Raw genomic sequence first — 26,772 nt, forward strand, 5'->3', positions numbered from 1 at the left:
GGGTTAGCCGGCTCGGCGGATGGGGCGGCGGGCCAGGTAGCGGAGCAGGTCGCGGATGTGGTGCTTCTCCTCGGCGGGGACCGTCGGATCGGCCAGCCGGTCCAGGATGGCCCGGACGTCCGCCTCGACCGGGCCGTCGTCGTGGCGCCGGCGGGGCGCGGGGCCGGCGTCGGGTAGCCCGAGCGCGCGGAACGCGGCGGCGACCGGCAGATCCAGTGCGGCGCAGAAGCCACGCACCTTGGCCAACTCGGGGTAATCCTGCCAGTCACCGGCCAGCCAGCGGAACACGGTGGAGCGGCCCACGCCCGTGTGCGAGGCAAGATCAGTCACGGTCCAGCCACGTTCGTCACGAGCATCATCGATGGCGCGCCGGACGAAGCGGGCGAAGGCCATCTGCGGTGATACCTCGGCTGATCCCATCCCTGTGTGTCTTCCCCTCCTGCCGGAGCACCGGGACGATGCGCCTTCCGAGGGTAGTACGCCCAGAGCCGGAAACAATTGACTGACCGCACAAACTGTCCCGTGGACGAGACTTTTCTCTGCAAGCGTGTGTGCAGAACGAAAATTGCATCGAGCGATCATCGTCGTTCTTCGATTAAGCTCGGTGCCCATCCCGACATGGGTCTTTCGCCTGCCGCGTCCGACCGGACCACGCCGAGGAGCACCATGGCCGAATCGAGCCGCCCCCAGCCGTACCGACCCGGCGCGGTGAGCCTCTTCTTCGTAGCCAAGGCCGGCGTCTTCGCTGTCGCGTTCTGGATCTGGTTGCTGGTCCTGGTGCTCCGCACCGACACCGCGACCGGTCTGCAGGTGCTGGCCGCCACCGGCACCATCACCACCACGCTGGTCGCGGTCCTGCTCGGTGCCCGGATGGCGTTGCAGCACAACGCCGCCAGCCGGCACGCCGAGGTGAAGAAGCTGCTGGTGGACATCTCCTGGAACGCGTTCGCGGCGGCCGGCAACGCCGAGGCCGGGGGCAAGGTCGTACCATTCCCGATCGCCCCGGGCGACGGTGAGTGGGCCGCCCAACGGTCCGGCGTCGAGCGGGTGTCCGTTCACGACCGTGGTGCGAGCGAGCGCAGCGGTGGCCGGGAGCGCGGGGATCGTCGGCGCTGACCATCCTGGCCCGGCTGGGCGTCAGGCGGCGGAAGCCTCGTCGGCGGCCAGCAGGGTCTCCAGCCGGGGGGTGACCTGCCACTGGTCCACCAGCTCGCGGTATTCCGCCCGCTGGGGCTCGGTCGACCCGGCACCGGTACGACGTGCGCGGATCAGCAGGTTGCGTGGCGTGTGCTGCGAGTCCACGAACTCCACCACCTCGGCCCGGTACCCGTGCACCCGCAGCAGTCCGGCGCGCAGGGCGTCGGTGAGCACGTCGGCGAAGCGCTCGCGCAGGATGCCCTGCCGGGTCAGCAGCTCGTACGGGCCCGGGGCGGGGTGGGCACGGAGCTGCTTGGCGAGATCGTGGTGGCAGCAAGGCGCGGCCAGCACCCAACGGGCCTCCCAGCGCACCGCGCGGGCCAGCGCCTCGTCGGTGGCGGTGTCACAGGCGTGCAGTGCCAGCACCAGGTCGGGGGCGGGGTCGACGACGGCGTCGGCGATCGTCCCGGCCACGAAACTGATCTGGTCGGCCCAGCCCAGCCGCTGCGCCAGCTCGGTGTTGCGCCGCCGCTGGTCCTCCCGGACGTCCACGCCGACCAATTGGACGTCGAGCCCTCGACTCGTCAGGTATCGGTACGCGGCGAACGTCAGGTAGGCGTTGCCGCAGCCCAGGTCGACCACCCGTAGCGAACCGGTCAGGTCGTCGGGCAGGGTCGCGGCCAGGGCCCGCAGGAACGCGTCCACCTGGCGGCGCTTGGCCGCCGAGCCGCCGATCTCGGCAAAGATCGGGTCACCGGGGTCGAGCAGGTATTCCTTGGCCCGGTCGTTTCCGGTGGGCGTCGCCGCCGGGCGGGACGTCGCGGCACGGTGCACCTGCGCTTCGCCGGACTTGGTCACCCGCAGCTGGAGGGTCGCGTCGGCCGTCTCGACGTGCCAGTTGCCGAACGGTTCGGCCAGCAGCTCGTCGACCGCCGCGACGGCCTCCGGACCGGCGGCGACGTTGCGGGTGTACGGGCGAGCGCCGTCGGACGTGGTGATCTGCATCCGGGGCCCGGCCTTGAGCGTCACCGGCCGCAGTTCGGCCCGCTCGACTGTGGGGCGGCGCCCGCGGCGGCGTCCGGCGGCGACCGCCCGGGTCAGCGCGGGGTCGAGCAGCAGCGCCCGAACCTCGGTCAGGGCAGCGTCCAGTGGTTGCGGCATTGTTCCATCTTCGGCAGGTGGGGTGGGAGAAGGGAACATCCCCCGCACCGCGCGAGGCGGTGCGGGGGATGTCAGGTGTGGCTGGTGGTCAGTCGGCGGTCGCCTCGGCCGGCGTACCCGCACCGGAACCGCCACCACGACGGCGTCGGCGGCGGCGCGGCTTGGAAGCCTCGCCGTCGGACCCGGCGGTGGCCGGCTCGGCGGGGCCGGCGTCGGCGTCGGCGGAGATCACAGCGGTGGCCTCGCCCGGGACCACCTCGCCGGCCCGGCGGCGACGCCGGCGGCGGGGGGTACGGGTGCCTTCGTCGGCGGCGTCGGCGACGGGTGCCTCGGCGACGGGTGCCTCGGCGACGGCCGGCGTGCCGGCGTCGGAGCGGTCGCGGCGGCCATCGCCCCGACCACGGCGCTCGCCGCGACCCTCGCTGCGGCTTTCACCGCGTCGGGGGCCCCGACCGCCGCTGTCGCCCCGGCGGGAGCGGGTCGTCCCGCCCAGGTCCTCTTCGATCTCGGCGGACAGCCCGGCCCGGGTGCGCTCGGCCGTGGGCAGCGTGCCGCTGACCTCGGTGGAGATGTGCAGGTCGGTGTAGAGGTGCGGCGACGTGTGGTACGTCTCCGGCGGCTCCGGCATCTCCAGACCGAGGGTCTTGTCGATGATCCGCCAGCGCGGCATGTCGTCCCAGTCGACGAAGGTCACCGCGACACCCGTCGCGCCGGCCCGGCCGGTACGACCGATCCGGTGGGTGTAGGTGTCCTGGTCTTCCGGGCAGTCGTAGTTGATGACGTGGGTGACGCCGGTGACGTCCAGCCCACGGGCCGCCACGTCGGTGGCGACCAGGATGTCGATCTTTCCGGCCCGGAAGGCCCGCAGGGCCCGCTCGCGGGCACCCTGGCCGAGGTCACCATGGACCGCGGCGACCGCGAACCCGCGGAAGTCGAGGTCCTCGGCGACCCGGTCGGCAGCCCGCTTGGTACGCGTAAAGATCATGGTCAGCCCACGCCCCTCCGCCTGGAGGATGCGCGCCACCACCTCGACCTTGTTCATCGAGTGGGTGCGGTAGACCAGCTGCTGGGTCTGCGGCGACGGGCCGGTCTCGGCGGTGTGCCCGGCGTGGATCGTCATCGGCTGGCGCAGGAAACGCCGCGACAGGGTGACGATCGGGTCCGGCATGGTGGCCGAGAAGAGCATCGTCTGCCGGTCTTCCGGAAGCATCGCGAGGATCTTCTCGACGTCGTCGAGGAAGCCCAGGTCGAGCATCCGGTCGGCCTCGTCCAGGACGAGTGCGTGCACCCGGTCCAGCCGGAGGTGCTTCTGCTTCTGCAGGTCCATCAGTCGGCCGGGGGTGCCGACCAGGATCTCGACGCCCTTGCGCAGCGCGTCGATCTGCGGCTCGTACGCCACGCCGCCGTAGATCGGCAGCACCCGGACGCCGCGCGTCCGGCCAGCGGCGGCCAGATCCTTGGCGACCTGGATGCCCAGCTCACGGGTGGGGACGACGACCAGCGCCTGCGGGACGCCGTCGCTGCCCTCGCCCGGGGCGAAGACCCGGTCGAGCAGCGGCACGCCGAAGCCGAGGGTCTTGCCGGTGCCGGTCGGCGCCTGACCGATCAGGTCGACGCCGCGCAGCGCGATCGGGATCGCGTACTCCTGGATGGCAAAGGCGCGGGTGATGCCGGCCGAGGCCAGGGCCTCGACGGTCTCGGCGCGGGCGCCGAGTGCGGCGAACGTGGGGGCCTCCGGTCGAACCGGGGCGGTGGGGGCCAGTTCCTGGCCGTCCAGCAAATCTTGAGTCAGGTCGCTCATGTGGATGTGGGGGTGCCCTCTCGTGGGTGCGCCCGTCCTGTCCTCAGGGCGCGTTCGGTATGACGCGGGCCACACGGTCGGCGGCAGATTGCCGAGCCGGACCGGGCCGCACGCGCGCCGCGGGCTGAGCTTCGATCAGATCGGCGCCCACGGCAACTGCTCCATGTTACCTGAACAGGCATGCCCCCGTCCCGATTCCCAGTCGGCCACTCGCCACGCGGGGCAAGCAAATGTGACCCATGCCACACGTTGCCGCCGGGGTTGCCCGATCGACCGCGATGCCGCGCCGACGCGTAAAGCTCGCAAAAAGGTTAAGACGGGGCGTCGTGGTTGCCTGATCGACCGGGCAGCGCGGGACGCGCTCGGAGGCAGCCACCCGGTAGCCTGCCGCTCGTGTCTGCCTTCGCCGTCGCCGACCTTCTGGGCCTCGTCGCCTTCGGTGAGCTGCTGGCCTTCGAGCGGATGGCCGGCGACGCCCGGCTCGCTCCTGACCTGCGCCGCCGGGCCGCGCTGAACGAGATGGCCGCGGCCGAGATCGCCAACTACCGACGCCTCGCCGACCGGCTCACCGCGCTCGGCGTGCCGCCGGAGGACGCGATGGCGCCCTATGTCGAGCCGTTGCAGGCGTACCACGACTCGACCGAGCCACGGGACTGGGCGGAAGTGGTCACCAAGGCGTACGTCGGTGACGCGATCACCGACGACTTCGTCCGCGAGATCGCCGACGCGCTGGAAGAACCGGACCGGGCGCTGGTGCTGGACGTGCTGCACGACTCCCGGTACGCGGAGTTCGCCGCGGCAGAGATCCGGGTGGCCGTCGCCGACGACCCCCGGCTGGCTGGTCGGCTCTCGATGTGGGCCCGACGGCTGGTCGGAGAGGCGCTGTCCCAGGCCGGCCGCGTCGCCGCCGAGCAGGCCACGCTCACCGCGCTGATCGCGCGGGACGGTCGGGTCGATGTGCCGGGGCTGTTCGGCAGGCTCACCGCCGCGCACACCGCACGGATGGCCGCCGCCGGGCTGAACAACTGACCGCCCGGCTGGTCGGCGCCGGCCTGCGGCAGGTGGGCCGAGTGCCGACCTGCCGCGATGGCCGGACCGGTCAGCGGACGGTGAAACCGACCGCCCGGGGCGACGCCTCGGCGATCTCGACGTAGGCGACCTTCTCGACCGGAACGATGACCCGTCGGCCCTTCTCGTCGGTCAGGGAGAGCGTGCCGCCGTTGCCGGCGAAGGCGTCGGTCACGATCTGCTCGATCTCGGCCGGCGACTGCGCGCTGTCCAGTACCAGCTCGCGCGGCGCGTACTGCACGCCGATCTTGACCTCCACTGTGCCTCCTCAACTGGGGCGAAAGAACCGCCCTGCGAAGGCTATCCGATCACGGGGTCGACGGTCAGGCTGACTCACCTTGCAGCGGGAAGCTCGCGATGCCCCGCCACGACAACGCGGCCACCAACGCCTCGGCCTCTGCCTTCGGCACCTGCCGCCCGCCGGCCAGCCAGAACTGCGCGGCAGTCTCCGCCGCCCCGACCAGCCCGGAGGCGAGCAACTCGGCGTGTGCCCGGCTCACCCCCGTGTCGGAGATGATGGTGTCGGTGATCGCCGCGATGCAGCCCTGCTCGACCCGCTCCACGCGCTGCCGCACCGCCGGGTCGTTACGCAGATCCGACTCGAAGACGAGACGGAACGCCTCGCTCTCGTGGTCGACGAAGTCGAAGTACGCCCGCACCGAGGCGCCGACCCGCTCCTTGTTGTCGCTGGTGCTGCGCATCGCGTCTTGCACCTGAGCGACGATGGCGTCACAGTGCGTGTCGAGCAGCGCCAGGTAGAGATCCATCTTTCCGGGAAAGTGTTGGTAGAGCACCGGCTTCGAAACCCCGGCCCGCTCGGCGATGTCGTCCATCGCTGCGGCGTGGTAGCCCTGCGCGACGAACACCTCCTGCGCCGCAGCGAGAAGCTGCTTACGACGCGCGGAGCGAGGCAGGCGGGTTGGCCGGCCAGCGGTCTGTGCACCGTTCCCCGCAGCGGTCATGGGATCCTCCGAGTTCTCCGTACGAGCCGGCATTTTCCCCCCAGACCGGGCGAGGCCCGTGACCTCCGTCGTGGAAATGGCCCGCCGCTGTAACTTATCGCCACTCTCGGCACACGGTAGCCTCAGCGGGGGCGACCAAGGAGCGCGCGGTGAGTGAAACAGGGCAACCCGGAGCCGCCACCCCGGGAGAGCACGGTGACGGAACGGGTCAGCACGACGACCCGAGCCGTTCCGTCAGCGGGTGGGCGCCTCCGGCGGGTGGGTGGCCCCGAGCCGCCGACCGCGAGGACGCCCGGGACGAGGCGCCGCGCTGGCAGCCCGACCCCGCGTCGGGCTGGCGGACCTCCTCGACACGACATGGTGACCTGCCATCGCCGCTGGTCGGGCGGTCGGACGACCCGGAGCCGCCGGCCCGCGCCAATGGCCACCGCGTCAACGGCGTGCACGCCCCGGACGGCGTCAACGGCGTCCAACACCCCGGTCTCGAACCGCCCGCGGCACGCCCCACACCGGTGAGCGCACCGCCCGGGCTGCCGGCCGAGGGTCGCCCCGGTGCGGCCAGTGACCGGCTCGTGGTGCCCGCCCAACGTCCCGCGCCGCCGGCGGAGCAGGGTGCCGCCGAGCCCGAGACGGGCCCCGCCCCGCACTCCACCGTCGATCCGGCCACCGTCGATCCGGCCGCCGCGCACCGTGCCCGCTGGGCCGAACCCGGCTTGCCCACCTCGGCACCACCGGCCGTCCAGGTGCCGCCGGTCGGCACCGCAGCGTCGGGTTTCGAGGTGCCGCCCGGCTTCCACGCGCCGATTGGCGAGCGGCTGGCCGCCGACGAGAATCCGACCGCGCCACGCGACTGGCGGGACCCGCTCGCAGCGGAGCACGCGGCGAGCTCGGGACGCACCCCGGGCCCGGCCGGTCGCGCCGACGAGGGCGAGCCCGGTCGCGCCGCCGAGGGTGCCCGGCCGGCCGACCCGCCACGCGCCGGAGACCCGCAACGCGCTGGTGAGACGCACCGTGCCGGGGACCCGCAACGCGCTGGTGAGACGCACCGGGCCGGGGAGTCGTCGGCCATCGAGCCCGACTGGTCGGGGCCGAGCTGGAACCGTCCGAGTTGGGGTGGCGGGTGGGCCCCGCCCTGGTCCCGCCAGGACGACGAGCCGGCTGGCCCGGCCGCACGCGACGAGTCGGCACCGGGCTGGGTCGCCGAGCCCAACCAGCCGTACGAGCCGGTGCGCGCCGAGCCGCCCCGCCCGTACGAGCCGGTGCGTGCCGAGCCGCCCCGTGGGTACGAACCCGGCCGGGGCGAATCCGAGTCCGCGCCGCAACGCCCTGCCGAACCGACCAGCGGTCCGCCCGCCGACCGGCCGTCCTGGGCCGGTGGTGCGACGCCGACCAGCGGTCCGCCCGCCGACCGGCCGTCCTGGGCTGGTGGTGCGACGCCGACCAGCGGTCCGCCCGCCGACCGGCCGTCCTGGGCCGGTGGTGCGACGCCGACCAGCGGTCCGCCCGCCGACCGGCCGTCCTGGGCTGGTGGTGCGACGCCGACCAGCGGGCCCCGGGCCGATCTGCCGTCCTGGGCGGGTGGAGGCGACCCGGACCCCACCAGCGTGCCGCCCGCGCGGCCCTCCTGGGCTGAGGGGTCCGATCCGACGCCGCCCAGCGCGCCGCCGGCGCGGCCGTCCTGGGCCGGCGGGTCCGAGGCGGCGACCAGCGTGCCGCCGGTACGACCGTCCTGGGCTGGCGGGTCCGAACCGCCCGCCACCAGCGCGGCGTCGGCGCGACCGTCCTGGGCCGGGGGTTCCGATCCGGCACCGGCCAGCTCTGCGCCCATCCGTCCCTCCTGGGCCTCCAGCCCGGCATCGGTCGACCCGCCCGCATCGGGCGAGGCGTCACCCGCGGCACCCGTCGGGCCGCCGCCGGCACCGGCCGGGCCGCCGCCCACGCTGACCGACGCGCCGCCGGCTCCGGCAGGCCCGTCCCTGGTGGCGGAGCGCCAGTCCTGGACCGGCGGTTCGCCGACGGCGAGCAGTTCCCGAGCCGAGCGACCGGACTGGTCCGAGGGCCGGCTCCCTGCGACCCCCGTCGAACGCCCGTCCTGGCCGGCCAGCCGATCGGCCAGCACCGGTGGGGGCGACAGCAGCGAGACCCCCGGCCGGTCCCGGCCCGAGACGCGGCCGACCGCACCGTTCCGGCTCCGGCCGGCGACACCCGAGCCCGGACCGGCACCCGTCGAACCGCCCCAACCGGCCGCCCCGGCCAGCGACCCGCCCTCGAAGGACGGCTCACCGTCCTCCGCCGCTGCGGTCCCGCCCGCCGCCGGGAAGGGTTCCGGTCGCCCCGATCAGCCGACACCGCCGTCCGCCTCTCGCTACGCGGCGCGCCGATCCGCCCCCGACCCGACGTCGCCGGCCGAGGACGGCCGGCAGTCGGCCCCGAGCGCGGTGGTGCTGCCGCAGCGCGTCCCCGCGGAACCAGACGTGCCCGTCGTGCCGGAGCCGCCAGCCGTGGAGCCCCCCGCCGAAACTCCGGAACTCGCCCGCATCGCCACCCACCTGCGTCGCGACGACGAGCCAGCCCCGCTGCAGGAGCGCCCCGAGGGGTTCGATGTCAACGCGATCCTGGACGCCGTCCGGGAGGTGGCAGGTGTCCGCGACGCGGCCCTGCGCCGTACGCCGGCTGGGGCGCACAGCCTGCGCCTGGACCTGGCCGACGGCGCCGATCCGGCCGAGGTGAGCCGGCAGGTGGCCCGGCTTCTCCAGGAGCGGATGGGGTTGGCCGCTGCCCCGCAGAACGTGCCCGGCCTGCCCAGCACGCCACCCCCGCCGGTTCGCCGACGCGCGGCCGAGCCCCGATCCGCCGAGCGGCGTACCCCGGAAACTCAGAACGCGGCTTCGCGCGATCCCGGTGAGGTCCGGACGGCCAATTCGCCGAGCGCCGCCCGCCGGCCGCCCGGTCGGGCCGAGGCCGCACCGGCCGGCCCGGAACAGCGGACCAGCACGGACCCGACGCGTCGACGCCGGTCGAACGCTCCGCACCGGGGTCGCGCCACGGTGGAGGAACCCGGATCGGTCTCCTCCGCCCCGGCCGGCGCCGCTACCGGTAGCCCGGCGACGCTGGGCACGTCGTACTCGGGTGGTCAGGTGACCACGACGGAGTCGGCGCCGTCCCGGCCGCTGGAGACCGGCGGCGTGCCGGGTCCCCGGGTGGTGATCGACCATGTGCAGGTCAGCACCTTCGGTCTGGACGCGAACGTGGAGGTCCGGCTGCTGGCCGGGGGCGACAGCGCCTCCGGGTACGCCACCGGGCCGGCGGTGGACGGCTACGTGTTGCGGCTCTGCGCGGTGGCGGCGGCTGCCGCCGTGGACGAGTTGCTGCGCGGCGCGGACAACGCCGAGCGGGGGCGCTGCTTCGTCGAACACGCGGCAGTGGTGCCGTTCGGCAACTGCGAGGTGGCCACCGTGGTGGCGCTGCTGGTCTGTGAGGGCTGGGTGGAGCAGCTCGCCGGGTCGGCCCTGGTCGCTGGTGATCCGCGGCAGGCGGTGGTGCGGGCGACGTTGGCGGCGGTCAACCGTCGGCTGGAGGCACTGCTGTCCTGAGTGGTCGGGGGCAGACTGGAGCGATGAGACGCGCCACCCTCTGGCCGGACCACCTGCTCCCCGACGACCGCGTCCCGCCGCCGTGGCCGGGCCGGGAGGTCCGCCTCGACGGCCGGGTCACGTACGTGCGGGACACCCCGGCCACCGCCGTTGGCGCGGAGCCGGCGCTGTACGTGCACGGGCTGGGCGGGTCGTCGCAGAACTGGACGGACCTAGCCGGGCTGCTCGCCGACCGGCTGGACGGTCAGGCCATCGACCTGCCCGGCTTCGGCCGGAGCGAGCCGGGCCCGCGTTACACGATTCCGGCGTTCGCCGAGTTGGTGGTCCGCTGGATCGAGCATTCCGGTCGGGCTCCGGTGCACCTGTTCGGTAATTCGCTGGGCGGTGCGGTCGCGGTTCAGGTCGCCGGGCTCCGACCGGACCTGGTCCGCACCCTCACCCTGATTTCCCCGGCGCTGCCGTTCCTGGATTTCCGGCGTTCGTTGCAGGGGCGGATGCTGCCGGTGCTCGCCATTCCCCGTGGTGAGCGGCTGGTCGCCAAACGGCTCACCCAGCTCGCGCCGGAGGTGATGGCCCAGCAGGTGCTGGAGGCGTGCGTCGCCGACCTCAGCCGGATCTGTGAGCAGCGGCGGGCCGAGGCGTTGGAGGAGATCCGGGTGCGGTACGAGGCCGAGCACTACGCCGCCGCGTATGTCCGGACGTTCCGTGGGTTGGTCTCCAGTTTCCTGCGGGCGTACCTGCCGGGGTCGGGGTCGCTGTGGCGACTTGCCGCTGCGGTACGCGCACCGACCCTGGTGGTGGGCGGCCGGCAGGACCGCCTGGTCGATGTACGGGTCGCGCCGCAGACCGCCCGGGTCATTCCGGACAGCCGATTGATGATGCTCGACGGCGTCGGCCATGTGGCGCAGTTGGAGGTGCCCCGGCTGGTTGCCCGCGCGGTGGTCGGCCTGCTCGCCGAAACGGAGGACGCGGCGGGGCGGTCTGATCTGGCAGGCTGATCTGGATGCCCAGCTCAGACCGCCATTATGTGCAACGTCGGCGACGTTTCGCGTTGCTCGCCCAACTGGTGGCGGTGGTGGTGGCCGTCGGTGCGGCGGTGACCGTGCTCGCCGAGGGACAGGGTGGGCACTCCGGTGCCGACCGGTTGACCGCCGAGGAGATCGGCACGCCGCCGCCGCTGGTGGCCGGGCCGCTGCCGCCGTCGGTCGACCCGTCGCCCGTCGACGCGGTTTCGTCCAGTCCGTCCCCGGTGTTGCGGGTGCCCGGCGCGGTTCCGAGTGCTGGCACGGGCAGGTTCGGTTACGACGCGCGCTCGGGGCCGGTGTTGGGTCGGGCGGGTGAGCTGCGGCGTTACCGGGTCGCGGTGGAGTCGGGCAGTGCGGAGGACACCGCCGAGTTCGCCCTGGCGGTCGAGGTGGCGCTGGCCGGGCCGGGCAGTTGGGTCGACAGCGGCAGGCTGCGGCTTCAGCAGGTGCCCGGCGCTGCGGCTCGTGATTTCACCGTCTACCTGGCCACCGCCCGTACGGCGGGTCGGATGTGCGCGCAGGGTGGGGTGGACATCCGGATCGGCGGTCGGCCGTACACGTCCTGTCGGGCGCCGGGCCAGGTGATCATCAACCTGGATCGGTGGCGGTTGTCGGTGCCGCACTTCGTCTCGGCCGGTGTGCCGTTGGCGGTCTACCGGACGTACGTGGTGAATCACGAGGTGGGTCACCAGCTGGGGCATCGACACGAGCGTTGCCCCGGTGCGGGCCGGCCGGCGCCGGTGATGATGCAGCAGACGCTCTTCCTCAACGGGTGCCGGGTCAACCCGTGGCCGTACCTCGACGGGCGTCGTTACACCGGCCCCGCCCTCTGAGCCCATCGCCCCGACACGCCGCCATCCGTCCCCATCGGGCGTCATGCGGCAATATCGATAAAAACGGCGAAATACCCGAATAATCTGGCACGCTCGACGTTATGACGCCGTCGTCACCTTACGGCCCAGCCCGGCCGCCCGAGCACCGCTCGGCGTTGCGGGGTGTGCGTTCCGGGCTCGTTGCGCTGCGCGGGCGTCGGCGCAGTCTGCTGCTCGGCCTGCTGGTGCTCGCCGTCGCGATCGGCGTGACGGTGAGCCGGGGCGGCGAGCCGCCGGCCGAGCCCACGGCCACCACTCAGGGCGGGATGGGCCACGGCGGTGGGGTGGCGGCGCATGCGGCGCCCACCAGCTACCCGTCGGTCGGGGCGGGACGCTTCACCGCGGCTGACGGCGACACCCCCGTGCACGGCACGGACGGGCCGCTGCGCCGTTACCGGGTCGTCGTCGAACGCGGCGCCGGCCAGGACGCCGACGTGTTCGCCGCCAGGGTGGACGAGGTGCTGGCCGACCCGCGCAGTTGGATCGCCTCCGAGGAGCTGCGGGTGCAGCGGGTGGCCGACGCCGAGGCCGCCGACTTCACCATCTACCTGGCCACCCCGGTCACGTCCGAGCGGATGTGCGCGGAGGGCGGGTTGACCACCGAGCGCTACACCTCGTGCCGCCTGCCCGGTCAGGTCATCATCAACCTGGCCCGCTGGATGGAGGCGGTCCCCGACTACGGTGCATCGCTGGACACCTACCGGACCTACGTCGTCAACCACGAGGTGGGCCACGAGTTCGGCGAGAACCACGAGGCGTGCCCCGGCCCGGGGGAGCCCGCTCCGGTGATGCAGCAGCAGACGTACGGCCTGGAAGGTTGCGTCGCCAACGCCTGGCCGTACCTCGACGGCCGTCGCTACGCGGGGGACATCGTCCCCTGATCGGGCGGCTCGTCGCTTATTCCCGCTCCCGCATACCGGACCACGTGTCGTCCCTCATGGCCGAGCGGGGCTCCCGCGAGCAACAATGGCGCGGTTCACACCGCCGATCCCGGGGAGTCCACCGTGTCGTTGCCCCCGCTCGTCGAGCCCGCCGCCGAGCTGACCGTAGACGAGATCCGCCGCTACTCACGTCACTTGATCATTCCGGATGTCGGGGTGACCGGCCAGAAGCGGCTGAAGAACGCCCGGGTGCTCTGCGTGGGCGCCGGTGGCCTCGGCTCGCCCGCCCTGCTGTACCTCGCCGCGGCCGGGGTCGGCACGCTCGGCATCATCGATTTCGACACTGTCGACGAGTCCAACCTCCAGCGCCAGGTCATCCACGGCGTCTCCGACATCGGCCGGTCCAAGGCCGAGTCCGCCGCCGCGTCGATCCGCGAGATCAACCCCCTGGTCAACGTGGAGATCCACAACACGGCGCTGGACCGGGAGAACGTCCGCGAGATCTTCGCCCAGTACGACCTGATCGTCGATGGCACCGACAACTTCGCCACCCGCTACATGGTCAACGACGCGGCGGTGCTGCTCGGCAAGCCGTACGTCTGGGGCTCGATCTACCGCTTCGACGGCCAGGCGTCGGTGTTCTGGGCCGAGCACGGCCCCTGCTACCGCTGCCTCTACCCGGAGCCGCCGCCGCCCGGCATGGTTCCGTCCTGCGCCGAGGGCGGCGTGCTCGGCGTGCTCTGCGCGTCGATCGGCTCGATCCAGGTGAACGAGGCGATCAAGCTGCTCACCGGCATCGGGGAGCCGCTGGTCGGCCGCCTGATGGTCTACGACGCCCTGGAGATGGAATACCGCAAGATCAAGGTCCGCAAGGACCCGAACTGCGCGCTCTGCGGCGACAACCCGACCGTCACCGACCTGCTGGAAGACTACGAGGACTTCTGCGGCGCGGTCTCCGAGGAGGCCCAGGAGGCGACTGTCGACGCGACCATCACCGCACTGGAGCTCAAGGAGTGGCAGGACGCCGGCAAGGACATCTTCCTCGTCGACGTGCGTGAGCCGGCCGAGTACGAGATCGTCCGGATCCCCGGTTCCACCCTGATCCCCAAGGGCGACATCATCTCCGGTGAGGCGCTCGCGAAGCTGCCGCAGGACCGGCAGATCGTGCTGCACTGCAAGTCCGGCGTCCGCTCGGCGGAGGCGCTCGCCGCGCTCAAGGCGGCCGGATTCAAGGACGCCGTGCACGTGCAGGGCGGCGTGCTCTCCTGGATCAAGCAGATCGACCCGTCGCTGCCCGCGTACTGACGATCGGCCCGGGGCGGCCCACCGGCCGCCCCGGCGAATCGACGCAGGTGACGCCGAGCGGCCGTCCAGCCGGAGCGACGCAGCCATTGCGGGCTGGCCGATTCTCTGAGGCGGCATCGCGTCTGCGCAGGTAGCGTCTCCGCCGTGGTCGACTTGGAAGCCGCGATCGGGTTCGTCGTGGCGCATGGGGATGCGGTGGAACGCGCCCGCCTCTCCTGGCTCCGCAACGGCACCGCCGTGCCCGCCGAGTTGCTGGAGACGGCCGAGGTCGGCGAGTCGCCGGACGGCGGTTGGCCGGCCACCTGGGGCGGCGAGATCGCCTCGATCGACGCCACCTGCTTCCGGCTCGCCGAGTTGGACGACCTGGGCGCGCTCGGCCGCCCCGCCGCCCGGCGGGCGCTGGACTGGCTGGCGTCCCGGCAGCAGGCCGACGGCGGTTGGGAAGAGGACGCGTCGCTTGCCGAATCGGCACCGGAGTGGGCCCGACCCGGCGACCCGGAGGCCGGGTTCCTGGTGTCGGCCAACGCCGGTTTCTGGCTCACCGTCGCCGGCCTGGACGCCCGGGCCTCGGGCCCGCTCGACCACCGGGTCGGTGGGGCGTACGCCGGGGTGGTGCAGGCGGCGGCCCACTCGCTCGCCGCACGGTTGCGCCCGGACGGTAGCTGGCCGTCGTTCCTCGCCGCCGGCTGGCTGAGCGCGGCAGTGCTGCACCGGCAGGAGATGTTTCAGGAGTCGGCGCGGATCCAGGTGGTGCTCGCCGAGCGGATGCCGAAGATGTCCCCGGGGGACGTGGCGTGGTTGGCGGCCACGCTGCGCCGCGCCGACGTCGACCTCCAGGACTGGATCATGGTGCGGGCGCTGCGTCGGCTGACCGAGACCCAGCGCAACGACGGCGGCTGGGAGAGCGACGACGGCCACCAGTTCGACGTGCACACCACGCTGGCCGCGATCCGGGCGGCCCGGCCCGCGCCGCCCGGCTGAGCCGCCGCCCTCAGCGCAGGTGCCCGTCCCCGGTGACGACGTACTTGGTGCTGGTCAGCTCGGGCAGGCCCATCGGACCGCGAGCGTGCAGCTTCTGGGTGGAGATGCCGATCTCCGCGCCGAAGCCGAACTCGCCCCCGTCGGTGAACCGCGTCGAAGCGTTCACCATCACCGCCGCCGCGTCCACCCGGGCGACGAAGTCGCGGGCCGCGCTCGCCGAGTCGGTGAGGATCGCCTCGGTGTGCCCGGTGCCGAAGCGGCGGATGTGCACGACCGCCGCGTCCAGCGAGTCGACCACCGCCACGGAGATGTCGGCGGACAGGTACTCGGTGGCGAAGTCCTCGTCGGTTGCCGGAACCACTGCGGCGGAGTACGCGGCCACCTCGGGGGTGCCGTGCACGGTCACCCCCGCCTCGGCGAAGGCGGCCAGCACCGGCGGCAGGAACGCGTCGGCGACGCCCGCGTGCACCAACAGCGACTCGGCGGTGTTGCAGGTGGAGAGGCGTTGCGTCTTGGCGTTCAGCGTCACCGCGACGGCCTTCGCGACGTCGGCGGCGGCATCGACGTAGACGTGGCAGTTACCCACCCCGGTCTCGATCACCGGCACCGTCGACTCCTCCACCACGGTGCGGATCAGCGACGCGCCGCCGCGCGGAATGAGCACGTCGACCAGCCCTCGGGCACGCATCAGCTCCTTGACCGAGTCACGGGAGCTGGCGTCGAGCAACTGCACCGCGTCGGCGGGCAGCCCGGCCCCGGCGACCGCGTCGCGCAGCACCGCGACCAGCGCGGCGTTCGAGTGCGCGGCCGAGGACGACCCGCGCAGCAGCGCCGCGTTGCCGGACTTGAGGCAGATCCCGGCGGCGTCCACTGTCACGTTGGGCCGCGCCTCGTAGATGATGCCGACCACCCCGAAGGGCACCCGGATCTGGCGCAACTCCAGGCCGTTGGGCAAAGTGGACCCGCGGACCACCTCGCCCACCGGGTCGGGTAACGCGGCCATCTCGCGTAGCGCGTCGGCGATGCCGGCCACCCGGCCCGCGTCGAGCGCGAGCCGGTCCAGCACGGCCGCGCTCAGTCCGGCCTCGCGGCCGGCCGCCAGGTCCGTCTCGTTCGCGGTCAGGATCTCCGGGGTACGCGCCACCAGCGCGTCGGCCATCGCCACCAGCGCGGCGTCCTTGACCGTACGCGTGGCGACGGCCAGCTCCGCGGCGGCGTCCCGCGCCCGTCGCGCCTGCTCAACGACGCTCATGCCAGCACTCCGCTTCGCTCCGTGCCGGCATCAGGCACCGACACCCTGAGTTGATGATTCGCTCGCTGACGCTCGCTCATGCCAGCACTCCTCGTGAAGGTGGGAAGGTCCTTGGCTCACAGCAGCACCAGGTCGTCGCGGTGGACGACCTCTCGCTCGTACGCCGGGCCGAGCGCCGCGGCGAGTTCGGAGGTGGAGCGGCCGAGCAGCCCGGGCAACTCCACCGCGTCGTAGTTGACCAGCCCTCGGGCGACCGACGCGCCGGCGGTGTCCACCAGGTCCACCGGGTCGCCGGCGGTGAACGTGCCGTCCACGGCGGTGATGCCGGCCGGCAGCAGCGACTTGCGCCGCCCGACGACGGCGGCGACCGCGCCCGGGTCGAGGTGCAGCCGCCCCCGGGGCGAGGTGGCGTGGGCCAGCCAGAACAGCCGGGCCGTCGGGCGTTGCCGCTGCGGGTGGAAGAGCGTGCCGACCGGTTCGCCGGCCAGCGCCGGTGTGGCCAGGTCGGCGGCGGTGAGCACCACCGGGATGCCGAAGCCGGTGGCGATCCGGGCCGCCTCGACCTTGGTCACCATGCCGCCGGTGCCGACGCCGGACCGGCCGGCCCCGCCGATGGTGATGCCGGCGAGGTCCGTGTCGTCGCGAACCTCGGCGATCCGGGTCGAGTGGGGTTTGGCGGGGTCGCCGGTCCAGAGCGCGTCCACGTCGGAGAGGAGCACCAGCAGGTCGGCGTGGACCAGCGCGGCCACCAGGGCGGCCAGCCGGTCGTTGTCGCCGAACCGGATCTCCTGGGTGGCCACCGTGTCGTTCTCGTTGACGATCGGCACCGCCCGCAGGTCGAGCAGTTTGCGCAGGGTCCGGTACGCGTTGCGGTAGTGCGCTCGGCGGGTCACGTCGTCGACGGTGAGCAGCACCTGCCCGACGGTGCGGCCGTGCCGGGCGAAGCTGGCCGCGTACCGGCCGATCAGCAGCCCCTGCCCGACGCTGGCGGCGGCCTGCTGGGTGGCCAGGTCGCGCGGGCGTCGGGACAGCCCGAGCGGGGCGAGCCCGGCGGCGATGGCGCCGGAGGACACCAGCACCACCTCGCGCCCTTCGGCGGTGAGCCGCCCGAGGGTGTCGACCAGCGTGTCGACGCGCTCGTCGGCCAACCCGCCGGTGGCGGTGGTCAACGAGGAGGATCCGATCTTGACGACGACCCGCCGGGCCGTCGTGACTGCGTCGCGCACCCGACCATTCTGCGCGGTCACGGCGGCACCGCCCGGCGGCGTTCCCATATGGTGGCCGATTGTGACTCCTGACGAGTACGTCGAGGCGGTGCTCGACCTGGTCGAGCGGATCCCGGAGGGCCGGGTCATGTCCTACGGCGGGGTGGCCGACGCGCTGTCCGAGCGCTCGGGGCGTGCCTCGGCCCGGTTGGTCGGCAACATCATGGCCCGGCACGGGGGCTCGGTGCCCTGGCATCGGGTGGTTACCGCGAGTGGTCGACTGCCACCGGGGCACGAGCGGGAGGCGCGCGCTCGACTGCGGGCCGAGGGAGTGCCGCTGCGTGGCGAGGGTGTGGACGTCGCGGCGGCGGCCTGGTCGCCTGATGAGGGGATGTGACCAACGTCCTAACGTGAGTAACATTCGGCCCCATGACATCGCCGCCGGGCGCCGGCTCGTCAGCCACCGGCCCGCTGCCCCGATCGGTGCACGCCGGCTACGCGCTCGGTTCACTGGCCACCGGAGCGTTCGGCACCGTGCCCGGTCTGCTGCTGCTGCCGTACCTGACCGACACCCTGGGCGTGGCCGCCGGGCTGGCCGCCCTGCTGGTGTTACTGCCCAAAGCCTGGGACGTGCTGGTCAACCCGGTCGCCGGGCGGATCTCCGACCGCACCCGTTCGCGGTGGGGCGCCCGCCGGCCGTACCTGCTCGTCGCCGGCCTCGCGCTCGCCGTCCTGTTCGCCTCGATCTTCGCCGCGCCGTTCGGTAACGGCTCGGCCGCCGCGGCGTACGTGGCGTTCGCCTTCCTCGCCACCGCCACCGCGTTCGCCTTCTTCCAGGTGCCGTACGTGGCGATGCCGGCCGAGCTGACCGGCGACTACGCCGAGCGCACCCGGTTGATGACCTGGCGGATCGCGGTGTTGGCGCTGGCCATCCTGGTCTCCGGCGCGGTCGCGCCGCTGGTGGTGAGCGCCGGCGGTGACGGCGTGGCCGGGCACCGCTGGATGGGCCTGTTCGTGGCGGTGCTGATCGCGCTCGGCGCCGTCGGCGCGTTCCTGGGCACCCGGTCCGCGCCGACCGGCACGGTGGGCGAGAGCGAACCGACCCTGCGCGCCCAGCTCGCCGTGGCCAGCGCCAACCGCCCGTTCCGGGCGCTGCTGATCTGCTTCGTGGTGCAGTCCGCCGGGGTCGCGACGATCCTGGCCGGGGTCAACTACTTCGCCGGGCAGATCCTGCGCGACGACAAGAGCGGGCCGACACTGCTCTTCGTCTGCTTCGTCGGGCCGGCGCTGCTGGTGATGCCGATCTGGACCCGGATCGGTGCCCGGCTGGGCAAGCGGACCGCGCTGGTCATCGCCTCGCTGATCCTCGCCGTCGGTGCGTTCACCCTGGTCGCCGCGATGGTGCTGCCGCCGGTCGCCGTCTATCTGCTGGTCGCGCTGATCGGTGTGGGGTACGCCGGGCAGCAGGTCTTCGCGCTGGCGATGTTGCCGGACTGCATCGCCCACGAGACGGCGCGCACCGGTCGACGGCAGGCCGGCGTCTTCACCGGCCTGTGGACCGCCGGGGAGACCTTCGGCCTGGCGCTCGGGCCGGGCATCTACGGACTGGTGCTGCAACTCTCCGGCTACGTCTCCTCCGACACCGGTTCGGCGGCTGCCCAGTCCGACACGGCGAGGCTGGGCGTCCTCCTCGGCTTCACGCTGATCCCGGCCCTGCTGATCGCCCCGCCCATCCTCCTGCTCCGCCACTACACCCTCACCGCCCACAGCGACCGGGTCGATCGTGGAGTTGTGCTGGCGGATGAAAGCCGATAACCGTCACGAGAAGGGCCCCACAGCTCCATGATCGACGAGAACAGGGTTGAGGCTGGTGCGCTCTCCGCCACCGGGGTTTCTGCCGAACACGTGCTCGCGGAGATTCGGCGGTTGCGGGACGCGGACCGGCCCACCCACGGGGGACGGCTCTTCGCGTACGTCTACGACCCGGCGGTGCCGGGGCTGGACGAACTGACCGCCGCCGCCCACCGGGAGAGCGCACACGTCAACGGGTTGGACCCCACCGCCTTCCCGTCCCTGCTGGCGATGGAGAACGCGCTGGTCGCCGCCGCCGGCCGGGTGCTGGGCGCGGGCCCGGGCACCACCGCCCCGGACGTCGTCGGCAGCGTCACCAGCGGCGGCACCGAGTCGCTGATCCTCGCCGTCAAGACCGCCCGGGACGCCCACCCGGAAATCGCCGAACCCCGGATCGTGGTGCCGTCGAGCGCGCACGCGGCATTCGCCAAGGCGACGCACTACCTGCGGGTGGCGCTGGACGTCGTGCCGGTCTCCCCGGAGACGCTGCGCCCCGACCCGGCCGCGATGGCCGCCGCGATCCGCCCGGAGACCGTGCTGGTCGCCTGCTCCGCGCCGTCGTACGCGCACGGGGTGGTGGACCCGGTCGCCCAGATCGCGGCCGCCGCCGCCGAAGCCGGGGTGCGCTGCCACGTGGACGCCTGCTTCGGCGGCTGGACCCTGCCGTACCTGCGCCGCCTCGGGGAGCCGGTGCCCGCGTTCGACTTCGCGGTGCCCGGGGTCACCTCCATCTCGGTCGACCTGCACAAGTACGCGTACGCGCCGAAGGGGGTGTCGGTGTTGCTGCACCGAGACGCCACCCTGCGTGCCGCGCAGTACTTCGCGTATGCCGACTGGCCCGGCTACACAATGATCAACCCGGTGATCGCGTCCACCCGCTCGGGCGGCCCGATCGCCGCCGCGTACGCCACCGTTCGGCACCTCGGTGACGACGGCTACCTGCGGCTGGCCGGCGTCACCCGGGACGCGGTCGCCGGACTGGCCGACGCGGTCCGCGCCGTCGACGGGCTGCGGCTGATGGCCGAGCCCGAGTCGACAGTCGTCTGCTTCACCGCCACCGAGGGCGGCCCCGACCTGTTCGTCCTGGTCGACGAGCTGACCGCGCGGGGCTGGCACACCCAACCCCAACTGTCGTACGCCGGTCTGCCCGCCAGCGTGCACCTCACGGTGACCGCAGCGGTCGCACCCCGGGTGGCCGAGTTCGGGCCGGACCTGACCGACGCGGTGGCCGCGGCCCAGGCGGCCGGCCCGGTGCGGCTGCCCGCCGAGTTGGCTGCGCTGGCCGGTGCCCTCACCCCGGACGCGCTGACCCCGGAGCTGGTCGCGGGCCTGGCTGCCGGGCTGGGCATGGGCGGCGAGCCCGACGGTGCGCCGCTGCCGGAGCGGATGGCGGTGGTGAACACGCTGCTCGACGCCGCGCCACCGGAGCTGCGGGAGCGGCTGCTGGTGGAGTTCGTCGGGCTGCTGCAACGTCCCACCTGGTGACCGGAGCGCCGGCCGCTACGTACGCCCCCGTGGCGTACGGCGCGGCCGGCGACCGGATCCTCAGCGGTAGCCGCTCGGGAGCCTCCACGCACCAGCGGGATCGTGACCGGCCCCAACGGGTGCGCGCCGGACCTGTGATTGACTGTTCAACGGGGGCAGGAGGGAGGCGGTCGTGCAGCTGCCGGCAGTGCTCGGTGAGCCGATCCGGTTCGTGCTGAACTGGGGGCGCCGCTACTCGCTCTGGGTGTTCAACTTCGGTCTGGCCTGCTGCGCGATCGAGTTCATCGCGACCAGCATGGGTCGGCACGACTTCATCCGGCTCGGCGTGATCCCGTTCGCCCACGGCCCCCGCCAGGCCGACCTGATGGTGGTCTCCGGCACGGTGACCGACAAGATGGCGCCGGCGATCAAGCGGCTCTACGACCAGATGCCCGAGCCGAAGTACGTCATCTCGTTCGGCGCGTGCTCCAACTGCGGCGGCCCCTACTGGGATTCGTACTCGGTGACCAAGGGCGTCGATCAGCTCATCCCGGTCGACGTGTACGTGCCCGGCTGCCCGCCCCGGCCGGAGGCGCTGCTGCACGGCATCCTGCGCCTGCAGGAGAAGATCGCCGCCGAGCAGTCCGGCATCGGGGGTGTGCCGCAACGGGACGTGCTGGCCGCGCCGCTGGACGCCCCGCCCCGCGAGGCCGCCGCGCCACGCTCGGTCGACTCGCTCACCGCCCCGCCGGTACGCCCACCCACCGCGAGCTGAGGACGGTCAGCCGCCACCCGGAGCTGGTCCAGGCGGCGGCCGACCGTCGGCAGGTCAGCTGGTCGGCAGGGCCAGGCTGAACGTGACAGTGTTGTCGCTCGGGTCGACGTCGGGAACCGTCTCCATCCAGTAGTGGGTGGCCAGTTCCACGGTGATCGGGGTCGACTCGTCCGCCGGGTCGGTTGGCCGGCTGATGAACAGCGCCACGTCGCGCTCCTCACCCGGCATCAGCAGCCCGCCCGGCACGAATGCCTGTGGGCCGTACACCGGGCCGTCGTGCGGGTCGGTGTACAGGATCATCGACCCGGCGGGCAGCTGCGTGGCGGTCAGCGAGTTGCCGAGCTGCCGGGCGTCACCCGCGTACCGGACCCGGAGCGGCACGCGCCGGGTGTTCTCGGGGCCGTCGGTCACCGGCCCGATCACCTCGACGGACGCGTTCGCCTGGGTGTCCTGCACGTACGTCTGAGGGCGGGCCAGCTTGCCGTCCAGGGAGCGGAACTGGGCGCTGAACGGCACGGTGCCCAGCGATCCGGTTTCGTACGAGTAGGCGGTGACCAAGCCGCCCGCCGCGATCATCGGGTAGCTGCGGGGGGTGGTCAGCACCTGGAATTCGACAGTTGCCCTGCGGGACTCACCCGCGGCCAGGCTGCTGCTGCGCGGCAGGGAGCAGGTGCGAACCAACAGCCCCTCCTCCACGCCGTCCGACTCGCAGCGTGACTCCACACCCCCGGAGAAGGAGGCCGCCACCGCCTCCCGGATTCGGAAGTAGAAGCCCTGCGTGCTGTCGCTGTTGTTGGTGATGGTCACCCGAAGGCTGCCCCGGTAGCCGCGTTCGGTTGGCTCGAGCACCAGCCGGCTCAGCGAGAAGGTGGGAGCGTCGGCCGAGGCCGATGGTGCGGCAGCGGCCGGTCCGGCCCAGCCGATCGTCGCGGTCAGGCCGAGCAGTGCGGCGGTGAGCAGGGTCCCCGTTTTTCGGTACATGTATCTGGTCCTCCAGGATCGACGCCCGGCGAGGGGGACCTGCCGCCGCCCGTGGCGACGAAACGATCGACGGACGTAACCGTGGAATCCGGGCCCCCGCGCCGTGACCCAGACAGCATCATCGATGGCTGGGTCGTTCGCCACCCCGTTTTGGACCTGCGGCGCTAGCCTGCGCATTATGAGCAGCTCAGCGGACCAGCGCTCCACCCACATCGTCGACGTGCTCACCGATGAGTTCGGGGCGTCGATGGCGATCGACCCGGCCGCCTTCCGCCGCAAGTTCCGCAAGATGGCGGCTTCGCCGTTCGCGTTCTACCGGGGCAGCGCCGCGCTCTTCTACGCCGACCAGCTCGGCGAGTTCGCCGACGACCGGTTCCTGAACGAGCAGACCAGCAGGGTGTGGATCCACGGCGACCTGCACGCGGAGAACTTCGGCACCTACATGAACGCCTCCGGGCAGCTGGTGTTCAACGTCAACGACTTCGACGAGGCGTACGTCGGGCCGTTCACCTGGGACCTGCGCCGGCTCGCGGCCAGCGTGGCGCTGCTCGGCTACGGCAAGGCGCTCTCCGACACGGGGATCGGGGAGCTGGTGGCCGGTTTCGCCCGGTCGTACCTGACCGAGCTGCGGGCCATCGCCGCCGGCGGTGACGACGCGATCGGTTCGATCACGCTGGACAACGCCGACGGGGTGCTGCGCCGGGTGCTGCAACGGGCCCGACTCAACACCCGCGTCGACCTGCTCGCCGCGCAGACCACCATCGACAACTACGAGCGACGTTTCTCCATCGGCGACGGGGTCTTCGAGATCGACGACGCCACCCGGGCCCTGGTCAGCGCCGCCTTCCAGGACTACCTGGGCACCCTGCCCGCCGCCTCGACGCAGCTCCGCCCGGTGGCGGCCCGGATCAAGGACGTGGTGCTGCGCAAGGGGGTGGGCATCGGCTCGGCCGGGCTGCCGTCGTACAACCTCCTGCTGGAGGGGCACACCCAGGCACTGGAGAACGACGTCGTCATCTACATGAAGCAGGCGCAGGTCCCGGCCGTGGCGCGGTACGTCACCGACGCGTCGGTCCGCGGCTACTTCCAGCACCAGGGGCACCGGACCGCCGAGTCGCAGCGGGCGTTGCAGGCGCACGCCGACCCGTGGTTGGGCTTCACCGAGCTGAACGGGGCCGGTCAGCTCGTCGCCGAGGTCTCCCCGTACGCCGCCGACCTGGACTGGTCGGACGTGAACGAGCCGGAGGATCTGACCGGGGTTCTCGTCGACCTGGGTCGGGCGGTGGCCCGGATGCACTCGGTCGCCGACGACGAATCCAGTCACGACCTGGTGGACTACTCCACCGAGGAGGCGATCGTCATGGCGGTGGACGCCGACGAAGCGGGTTTCGTCGCACACCTGGTGGATTTCGCGCACGCGTACGGGGTGCGGGCCCGCCAGGACCACCAGCTCTTCGTCGACCTGTTCCGCAACGGCCGGTTGCCGGGCATCTGATCGGGCGCGGCGTCGCTCAGGAGGCGAACTCCAGCACCACTTTGATGTCGTCCGGCCCTGGGGTGTACGCGTCGGCGTACCGGTTCACCGGCACCCGCCTGGTGATCAGCGACTCCAGCCAGACCTGGTCGGCGCGGGCGAGTGCCTGCGCGGCCATGTTCCAGTGTCGTCGGTTGGCGTTCACCGAGCCGAACACCACGTTGTTCTCCAGCACCAGCGCCCGGTTGAGGGCCCCGGCGTCGAAGTCGATGCTCCGGCCACCGCTGGACACCCCGGCCAGGCAGACGATCCCGGTCGGGCCCGCCTTGCACATGACGTCGAGGACAACTGTGGGCGCGCCGGTGCACTCGATCACCACGTCCGGCTCGAAGGGCAGGTCGTTGACCGGCACCGCGTGGTAGGTGGCGCCGAGCCCGGCGACCAGCTCCGGCTTCGGCCCATCGGTGGCAAGGTCCAGCACGTGGACGGTGAGCCCGCGCTGGGTGCCGAGCAGCGCGGCCAGCAGCCCGATCGGCCCGGCCCCGGTCACCAGGACGGTCTGCGGCTGCCACTCGGCCCGGTGCCCGATCCGTTCGATGTGGTCCCAGGCCTTCGCCACCACGCTGGTCGGCTCCAACAGCACGCCGAGCTGGGCCAGCGCTGGGTCGAGTGCGACCGCGAACCGAGGCTCGATTCGCCAACGGTCGCGGGCGAACCCGGGTAGCGCCTTGATGCCGTGTTCGGTGTACTGGCCGTTGCGGCACATGTCCCACTCGCCGACCGCGCAGTTCGGGCAGGGCACCGGGTCGGGATGCCGGACGATCCCGGCCACCAGGTCGCCGGGTTTCACGGTGCCGCTCGGGTCCTCGATCACCCGCCCCAGTGACTCGTGCCCGATGACCAGGCGGTCCGCGCCCGGCGGTGCCTCGCCGTACTCCCCGGCGATGATCTCGTGGTCGGTGCCGCAGATTCCCACCGCCAGCGCCTCGACCAGGACAGGCCCCTCCTCGGCAGCCGGCTCCGGCTGATCCTCGACGAGGTTCAGCGAGTTGGCGACCCCGGGTCTCACCGTCACAGCGCGCACACCCTCATCTTTCCCCGCCGAGACGTGCACCGCGCGCAAAGCCGGCAGATCGGCTGGCATCGGCGGCGGCCAGGTGCGGGCGCGGCCGGCACTAGGATCAGCGGCATGACTCCCGAAGAGGTCGGCGCTCGGCTGGTCGCGCTGCTCGCGCCGGTTGAGGCGACCCCGTCGGTCTCCGGCGGGCAACGGTTCGCCCGGGCCACCGTCGATGTGCCGCTGGCGAGCTGGCTGACCGCGGTTTCCGCAGCCCGTGACGACGCCGAGCTGGCCTGCGACTTCTTCGACTGGCTCTCCGCCGTCGACGAGTTGGCGGAGGGCTTCGACGTGGTGGCGCATCTCTGGTCGACGCGACTGCGCCACGGCCTGCTGCTGCGTACCCGGTTGCCGCGCGGCGCGCCCACCGTCGACTCGGTGGTCGACGTCTACCCCGGTGCCGCCTGGCACGAGCGGGAGACGCACGAGATGTTCGGCATCGACTTCGCCGGCCACGGGGATCTGCTGCCGCTGCTGTTGCCGCCGGAGTTCGAGGGCCACCCGCTGCGTAAGGAGTTCGTGCTCGCTTCCCGGGTGGCGAAGCCCTGGCCGGGTGCGAAGGAGCCGGGCGAATCCGAGGCCGGCGGCGGGCGTCGACCGATCCGTCCGCCGGGCGTTCCCGCTCCGGGTGAATGGGGGCCCACGCCCACCCCGGCCGGCGCCGGTGGTGTGGGGGAGGGCCCGCGTGGCGGCACCCCGGCCAGACCGGCCGGTGAGCGTCCGGCGCGGCCGGCCCCGGGGGCCCGTCCGGCGCGTACTCCCCGGCCTGCCGCCGGTGACGACGGCCCGACGGTGACCGACCGGTCCGCGCGCGGCGCAGGCCCGGCACCGACCGACCGGCCCGCGCCCGGGCCGGCGGCGGGCGACGACCAGCCCGACCACGACGGGGGTACGGCCTGATGCCGCTCTGGGTGGAGCTGGTGCTCCGGATCGGCGGCGTGGTGGTCGCGTTCCTCACCCTGCCGTTGCTCGTCGGCCAGGCCGAGCACAAGGTGATGGCGCACATGCAGGGCCGGCTCGGTCCGATGTACGCGGGCGGCTTCCACGGTTGGGCGCAGTTGGTGGCCGACGGGGTCAAGTTCGTGCAGAAGGAGGACATCACGCCGCGCGAGGCGGACCGGGCGGTGTTCCGGTTGGCGCCGGCGGTGGCGCTGGTGCCCTACCTGCTGGTGCTGCTGGTCATTCCGCTCGGCCCGAACGATCTGGTCGGGCAACCTCTGGACATCGGCCTCTTCTTCGTGCTGGCGGTGGTCGGCGTCGGGGTGGTGGCGGTGCTGATGTCGGCGTGGGCGTCGGCCAACAAGTACAGCCTGCTCGGTGGGTTGCGTGGTGCCGCTCAGCTACTCGGTTACGAGCTGCCGTTGGTGCTGGCCGCCGCGTCGGTGGCGATGGCCGCCGGCACGCTGAGTCTGTCGGGCATCGTCGAGGCGTGGCAGCCGTGGTGGCTGCTCTGGCAGGCACCCGCGATGATCATCTTCTTCGTCGCCGGGCTGGCTGAGATTCGTCGGCCACCGTTCGACATGCCGGTGGCCGACTCGGAGCTGGTCTTCGGCTACATGACCGAGTACACCGGGCTGCGGTTCGCGTTCTTCCTGCTCGCCGAGTACGTCGGCATCGTGGTCATCGCCGCGCTGACCACGGTCCTGTTCCTCGGCGGCTGGCAGGGCCCGTTCGCCGACGACCAGCTCGGCTGGCTCTGGACACTACTGAAGATCTTCGCGGTCTCCTTCGTGATCATCTGGCTCCGGGTGTCCTACCCCCGGCTGCGCGAGGACCAGTTGCAGCGCCTCTGCTGGCTGGTGCTGGTGCCAGCCTCCCTCGGGCAACTGGTCCTCACCGCAGCCGTCCGCATAGCGCTGGAAGCCCT

At 72.7% G+C, this 26,772-nt stretch carries 23 protein-coding genes and 1 pseudogene; 15 read left to right on the forward strand and 9 right to left on the reverse strand.

The features are described 5' to 3' along the window. Positions 1-3: 3 nt before the first annotated feature. Positions 4-420 carry a helix-turn-helix domain-containing protein gene (locus tag DLJ59_RS12715; RefSeq protein ID WP_030329791.1) on the reverse strand — a complete coding sequence of 139 codons (417 nt, stop codon included), beginning with the start codon at positions 418-420 and terminating at the stop codon, positions 4-6. Positions 421-666: 246 nt separating this feature from the next. On the opposite strand from DLJ59_RS12715, the gene DLJ59_RS12720 reads away from it, so the two are divergent. After that, complete coding sequence (locus tag DLJ59_RS12720; protein WP_124772719.1) at positions 667-1,116, forward strand: hypothetical protein; 450 nt, start codon at positions 667-669, stop codon at positions 1,114-1,116. Between the two features lie 21 nt (positions 1,117-1,137). On the opposite strand, the gene DLJ59_RS12725 is transcribed toward DLJ59_RS12720, so the two are convergent. Both DLJ59_RS12725 and DLJ59_RS12730 read right to left on the reverse strand, forming a co-directional pair. Next, on the reverse strand, positions 1,138-2,298 hold the full coding sequence (locus DLJ59_RS12725) for a class I SAM-dependent methyltransferase (protein WP_124772720.1): 1,161 nt from the start codon (positions 2,296-2,298) through the stop codon (positions 1,138-1,140). Positions 2,299-2,386: 88 nt separating this feature from the next. Beyond that, a complete protein-coding gene (locus DLJ59_RS12730; RefSeq protein ID WP_124772721.1) occupies positions 2,387-4,099 on the reverse strand; it encodes a DEAD/DEAH box helicase in 1,713 nt (570 codons plus the stop codon). Positions 4,100-4,492: 393 nt separating this feature from the next. On the opposite strand from DLJ59_RS12730, the gene DLJ59_RS12735 reads away from it, so the two are divergent. Next, entirely contained in the window at positions 4,493-5,128 is a 636-nt protein-coding gene (locus tag DLJ59_RS12735) for a ferritin-like fold-containing protein (protein ID WP_244235989.1), read from the forward strand. Positions 5,129-5,198: 70 nt separating this feature from the next. On the opposite strand, the gene DLJ59_RS12740 is transcribed toward DLJ59_RS12735, so the two are convergent. Further along, complete coding sequence (locus DLJ59_RS12740) at positions 5,199-5,426, reverse strand: DUF3107 domain-containing protein (RefSeq protein WP_030329796.1); 228 nt, start codon at positions 5,424-5,426, stop codon at positions 5,199-5,201. Between the two features lie 64 nt (positions 5,427-5,490). Beyond that, a complete protein-coding gene (locus tag DLJ59_RS12745; protein ID WP_124772722.1) occupies positions 5,491-6,129 on the reverse strand; it encodes a TetR/AcrR family transcriptional regulator in 639 nt (212 codons plus the stop codon). A 1,955-nt stretch (positions 6,130-8,084) separates the two neighbouring features. On the opposite strand from DLJ59_RS12745, the pseudogene DLJ59_RS12750 reads away from it, so the two are divergent. The 6 genes and pseudogenes from DLJ59_RS12750 to DLJ59_RS12775 all read left to right on the forward strand — a co-directional run. Then, positions 8,085-9,722: pseudogene (locus DLJ59_RS12750) on the forward strand (hypothetical protein); the annotation flags it as partial. A 23-nt stretch (positions 9,723-9,745) separates the two neighbouring features. Next, on the forward strand, positions 9,746-10,720 hold the full coding sequence (locus DLJ59_RS12755) for an alpha/beta fold hydrolase (RefSeq protein ID WP_124772723.1): 975 nt from the start codon (positions 9,746-9,748) through the stop codon (positions 10,718-10,720). Between the two features lie 5 nt (positions 10,721-10,725). Beyond that, a complete protein-coding gene (locus DLJ59_RS12760) occupies positions 10,726-11,580 on the forward strand; it encodes a DUF3152 domain-containing protein (RefSeq protein WP_124772724.1) in 855 nt (284 codons plus the stop codon). A 101-nt stretch (positions 11,581-11,681) separates the two neighbouring features. Continuing rightward, positions 11,682-12,500, forward strand: a complete 819-nt coding sequence (locus DLJ59_RS12765) for a DUF3152 domain-containing protein (RefSeq protein WP_124772725.1) — start codon at positions 11,682-11,684, stop codon at positions 12,498-12,500. A gap of 123 nt (positions 12,501-12,623) precedes the next feature. Continuing rightward, entirely contained in the window at positions 12,624-13,805 is a 1,182-nt protein-coding gene (gene moeZ / locus DLJ59_RS12770; RefSeq protein ID WP_124772726.1) for an adenylyltransferase/sulfurtransferase MoeZ, read from the forward strand. Between the two features lie 144 nt (positions 13,806-13,949). Then, positions 13,950-14,786 (forward strand): prenyltransferase/squalene oxidase repeat-containing protein, encoded by an 837-nt coding sequence (locus DLJ59_RS12775; RefSeq protein WP_244235990.1) that lies wholly within the window; start codon positions 13,950-13,952, stop codon positions 14,784-14,786. Between the two features lie 10 nt (positions 14,787-14,796). Here the strand turns inward: DLJ59_RS12775 and DLJ59_RS12780 are convergent, their stop codons facing one another. Further along, positions 14,797-16,038, reverse strand: coding sequence for a glutamate-5-semialdehyde dehydrogenase (locus tag DLJ59_RS12780; RefSeq protein WP_124772728.1), 1,242 nt, complete (start codon positions 16,036-16,038; stop codon positions 14,797-14,799). 116 nt (positions 16,039-16,154) lie between these two features. After that, entirely contained in the window at positions 16,155-17,312 is a 1,158-nt protein-coding gene (gene proB / locus DLJ59_RS12785) for a glutamate 5-kinase (RefSeq protein ID WP_124772729.1), read from the reverse strand. Between the two features lie 13 nt (positions 17,313-17,325). Here proB and DLJ59_RS12790 point away from each other — a divergent pair, with 13 nt between their 5' ends. From DLJ59_RS12790 to DLJ59_RS12805, 4 genes are all read left to right on the forward strand, one after another. Further along, complete coding sequence (locus DLJ59_RS12790) at positions 17,326-17,640, forward strand: MGMT family protein (protein WP_124772730.1); 315 nt, start codon at positions 17,326-17,328, stop codon at positions 17,638-17,640. Positions 17,641-17,672: 32 nt separating this feature from the next. Further along, positions 17,673-19,058 carry an MFS transporter gene (locus tag DLJ59_RS12795; RefSeq protein ID WP_124772731.1) on the forward strand — a complete coding sequence of 462 codons (1,386 nt, stop codon included), beginning with the start codon at positions 17,673-17,675 and terminating at the stop codon, positions 19,056-19,058. 27 nt (positions 19,059-19,085) lie between these two features. Beyond that, positions 19,086-20,579, forward strand: a complete 1,494-nt coding sequence (locus DLJ59_RS12800; RefSeq protein WP_124772732.1) for a pyridoxal phosphate-dependent decarboxylase family protein — start codon at positions 19,086-19,088, stop codon at positions 20,577-20,579. Positions 20,580-20,751: 172 nt separating this feature from the next. Beyond that, entirely contained in the window at positions 20,752-21,333 is a 582-nt protein-coding gene (locus tag DLJ59_RS12805) for an NADH-quinone oxidoreductase subunit B (protein ID WP_091402527.1), read from the forward strand. Between the two features lie 54 nt (positions 21,334-21,387). Here the strand turns inward: DLJ59_RS12805 and DLJ59_RS12810 are convergent, their stop codons facing one another. Then, positions 21,388-22,314, reverse strand: a complete 927-nt coding sequence (locus DLJ59_RS12810) for a hypothetical protein (protein ID WP_124772733.1) — start codon at positions 22,312-22,314, stop codon at positions 21,388-21,390. A gap of 178 nt (positions 22,315-22,492) precedes the next feature. Between DLJ59_RS12810 and DLJ59_RS12815 the strand changes: the two genes are divergently transcribed. Beyond that, positions 22,493-23,809: a DUF2252 domain-containing protein gene (locus DLJ59_RS12815; RefSeq protein ID WP_124772734.1), complete on the forward strand. Its 1,317-nt coding sequence runs from the start codon at positions 22,493-22,495 to the stop codon at positions 23,807-23,809. Positions 23,810-23,825: 16 nt separating this feature from the next. Here DLJ59_RS12815 and DLJ59_RS12820 read toward each other — a convergent pair whose 3' ends face one another. Then, positions 23,826-24,872 (reverse strand): glucose 1-dehydrogenase, encoded by a 1,047-nt coding sequence (locus DLJ59_RS12820; RefSeq protein ID WP_124772735.1) that lies wholly within the window; start codon positions 24,870-24,872, stop codon positions 23,826-23,828. Positions 24,873-24,977: 105 nt separating this feature from the next. Here DLJ59_RS12820 and DLJ59_RS12825 point away from each other — a divergent pair, with 105 nt between their 5' ends. Together DLJ59_RS12825 and DLJ59_RS12830 are read left to right on the forward strand one after the other, a co-directional pair. Further along, positions 24,978-25,805: an NADH-quinone oxidoreductase subunit C gene (locus tag DLJ59_RS12825; protein ID WP_124772736.1), complete on the forward strand. Its 828-nt coding sequence runs from the start codon at positions 24,978-24,980 to the stop codon at positions 25,803-25,805. After that, positions 25,805-26,772: complex I subunit 1/NuoH family protein (locus DLJ59_RS12830; protein ID WP_148096946.1), on the forward strand; the 968-nt coding region annotated here is incomplete at its 3' end. The genes DLJ59_RS12825 and DLJ59_RS12830, both read left to right, overlap by 1 nt.

Source organism: Micromonospora inaquosa (genome assembly GCF_003857055.1).
Lineage (GTDB): Bacteria > Actinomycetota > Actinomycetes > Mycobacteriales > Micromonosporaceae > Micromonospora > Micromonospora inaquosa.

What these genes read in the sequence shown, in the direction of transcription:
- DLJ59_RS12765 (WP_124772725.1), top strand. Translation starts at nt 11,682, where the DNA reads ATGACGCCGTCGTCACCTTACGGCCCAGCCCGGCCGCCCGAGCACCGC.
- DLJ59_RS12755 (WP_124772723.1), top strand. Translation starts at nt 9,746, where the DNA reads ATGAGACGCGCCACCCTCTGGCCGGACCACCTGCTCCCCGACGACCGC.
- DLJ59_RS12810 (WP_124772733.1), bottom strand. Translation starts at nt 22,314, where the DNA reads ATGTACCGAAAAACGGGGACCCTGCTCACCGCCGCACTGCTCGGCCTG.
- DLJ59_RS12730 (WP_124772721.1), bottom strand. Translation starts at nt 4,099, where the DNA reads ATGAGCGACCTGACTCAAGATTTGCTGGACGGCCAGGAACTGGCCCCC.
- DLJ59_RS12715 (WP_030329791.1), bottom strand. Translation starts at nt 420, where the DNA reads ATGGGATCAGCCGAGGTATCACCGCAGATGGCCTTCGCCCGCTTCGTC.
- DLJ59_RS12720 (WP_124772719.1), top strand. Translation starts at nt 667, where the DNA reads ATGGCCGAATCGAGCCGCCCCCAGCCGTACCGACCCGGCGCGGTGAGC.
- DLJ59_RS12795 (WP_124772731.1), top strand. Translation starts at nt 17,673, where the DNA reads ATGACATCGCCGCCGGGCGCCGGCTCGTCAGCCACCGGCCCGCTGCCC.
- DLJ59_RS12745 (WP_124772722.1), bottom strand. Translation starts at nt 6,129, where the DNA reads ATGACCGCTGCGGGGAACGGTGCACAGACCGCTGGCCGGCCAACCCGC.
- DLJ59_RS12815 (WP_124772734.1), top strand. Translation starts at nt 22,493, where the DNA reads ATGAGCAGCTCAGCGGACCAGCGCTCCACCCACATCGTCGACGTGCTC.
- DLJ59_RS12825 (WP_124772736.1), top strand. Translation starts at nt 24,978, where the DNA reads ATGACTCCCGAAGAGGTCGGCGCTCGGCTGGTCGCGCTGCTCGCGCCG.
- DLJ59_RS12760 (WP_124772724.1), top strand. Translation starts at nt 10,726, where the DNA reads ATGCCCAGCTCAGACCGCCATTATGTGCAACGTCGGCGACGTTTCGCG.
- DLJ59_RS12725 (WP_124772720.1), bottom strand. Translation starts at nt 2,298, where the DNA reads ATGCCGCAACCACTGGACGCTGCCCTGACCGAGGTTCGGGCGCTGCTG.
- DLJ59_RS12800 (WP_124772732.1), top strand. Translation starts at nt 19,086, where the DNA reads ATGATCGACGAGAACAGGGTTGAGGCTGGTGCGCTCTCCGCCACCGGG.
- DLJ59_RS12780 (WP_124772728.1), bottom strand. Translation starts at nt 16,038, where the DNA reads ATGAGCGTCGTTGAGCAGGCGCGACGGGCGCGGGACGCCGCCGCGGAG.
- proB (WP_124772729.1), bottom strand. Translation starts at nt 17,312, where the DNA reads ATGGGAACGCCGCCGGGCGGTGCCGCCGTGACCGCGCAGAATGGTCGG.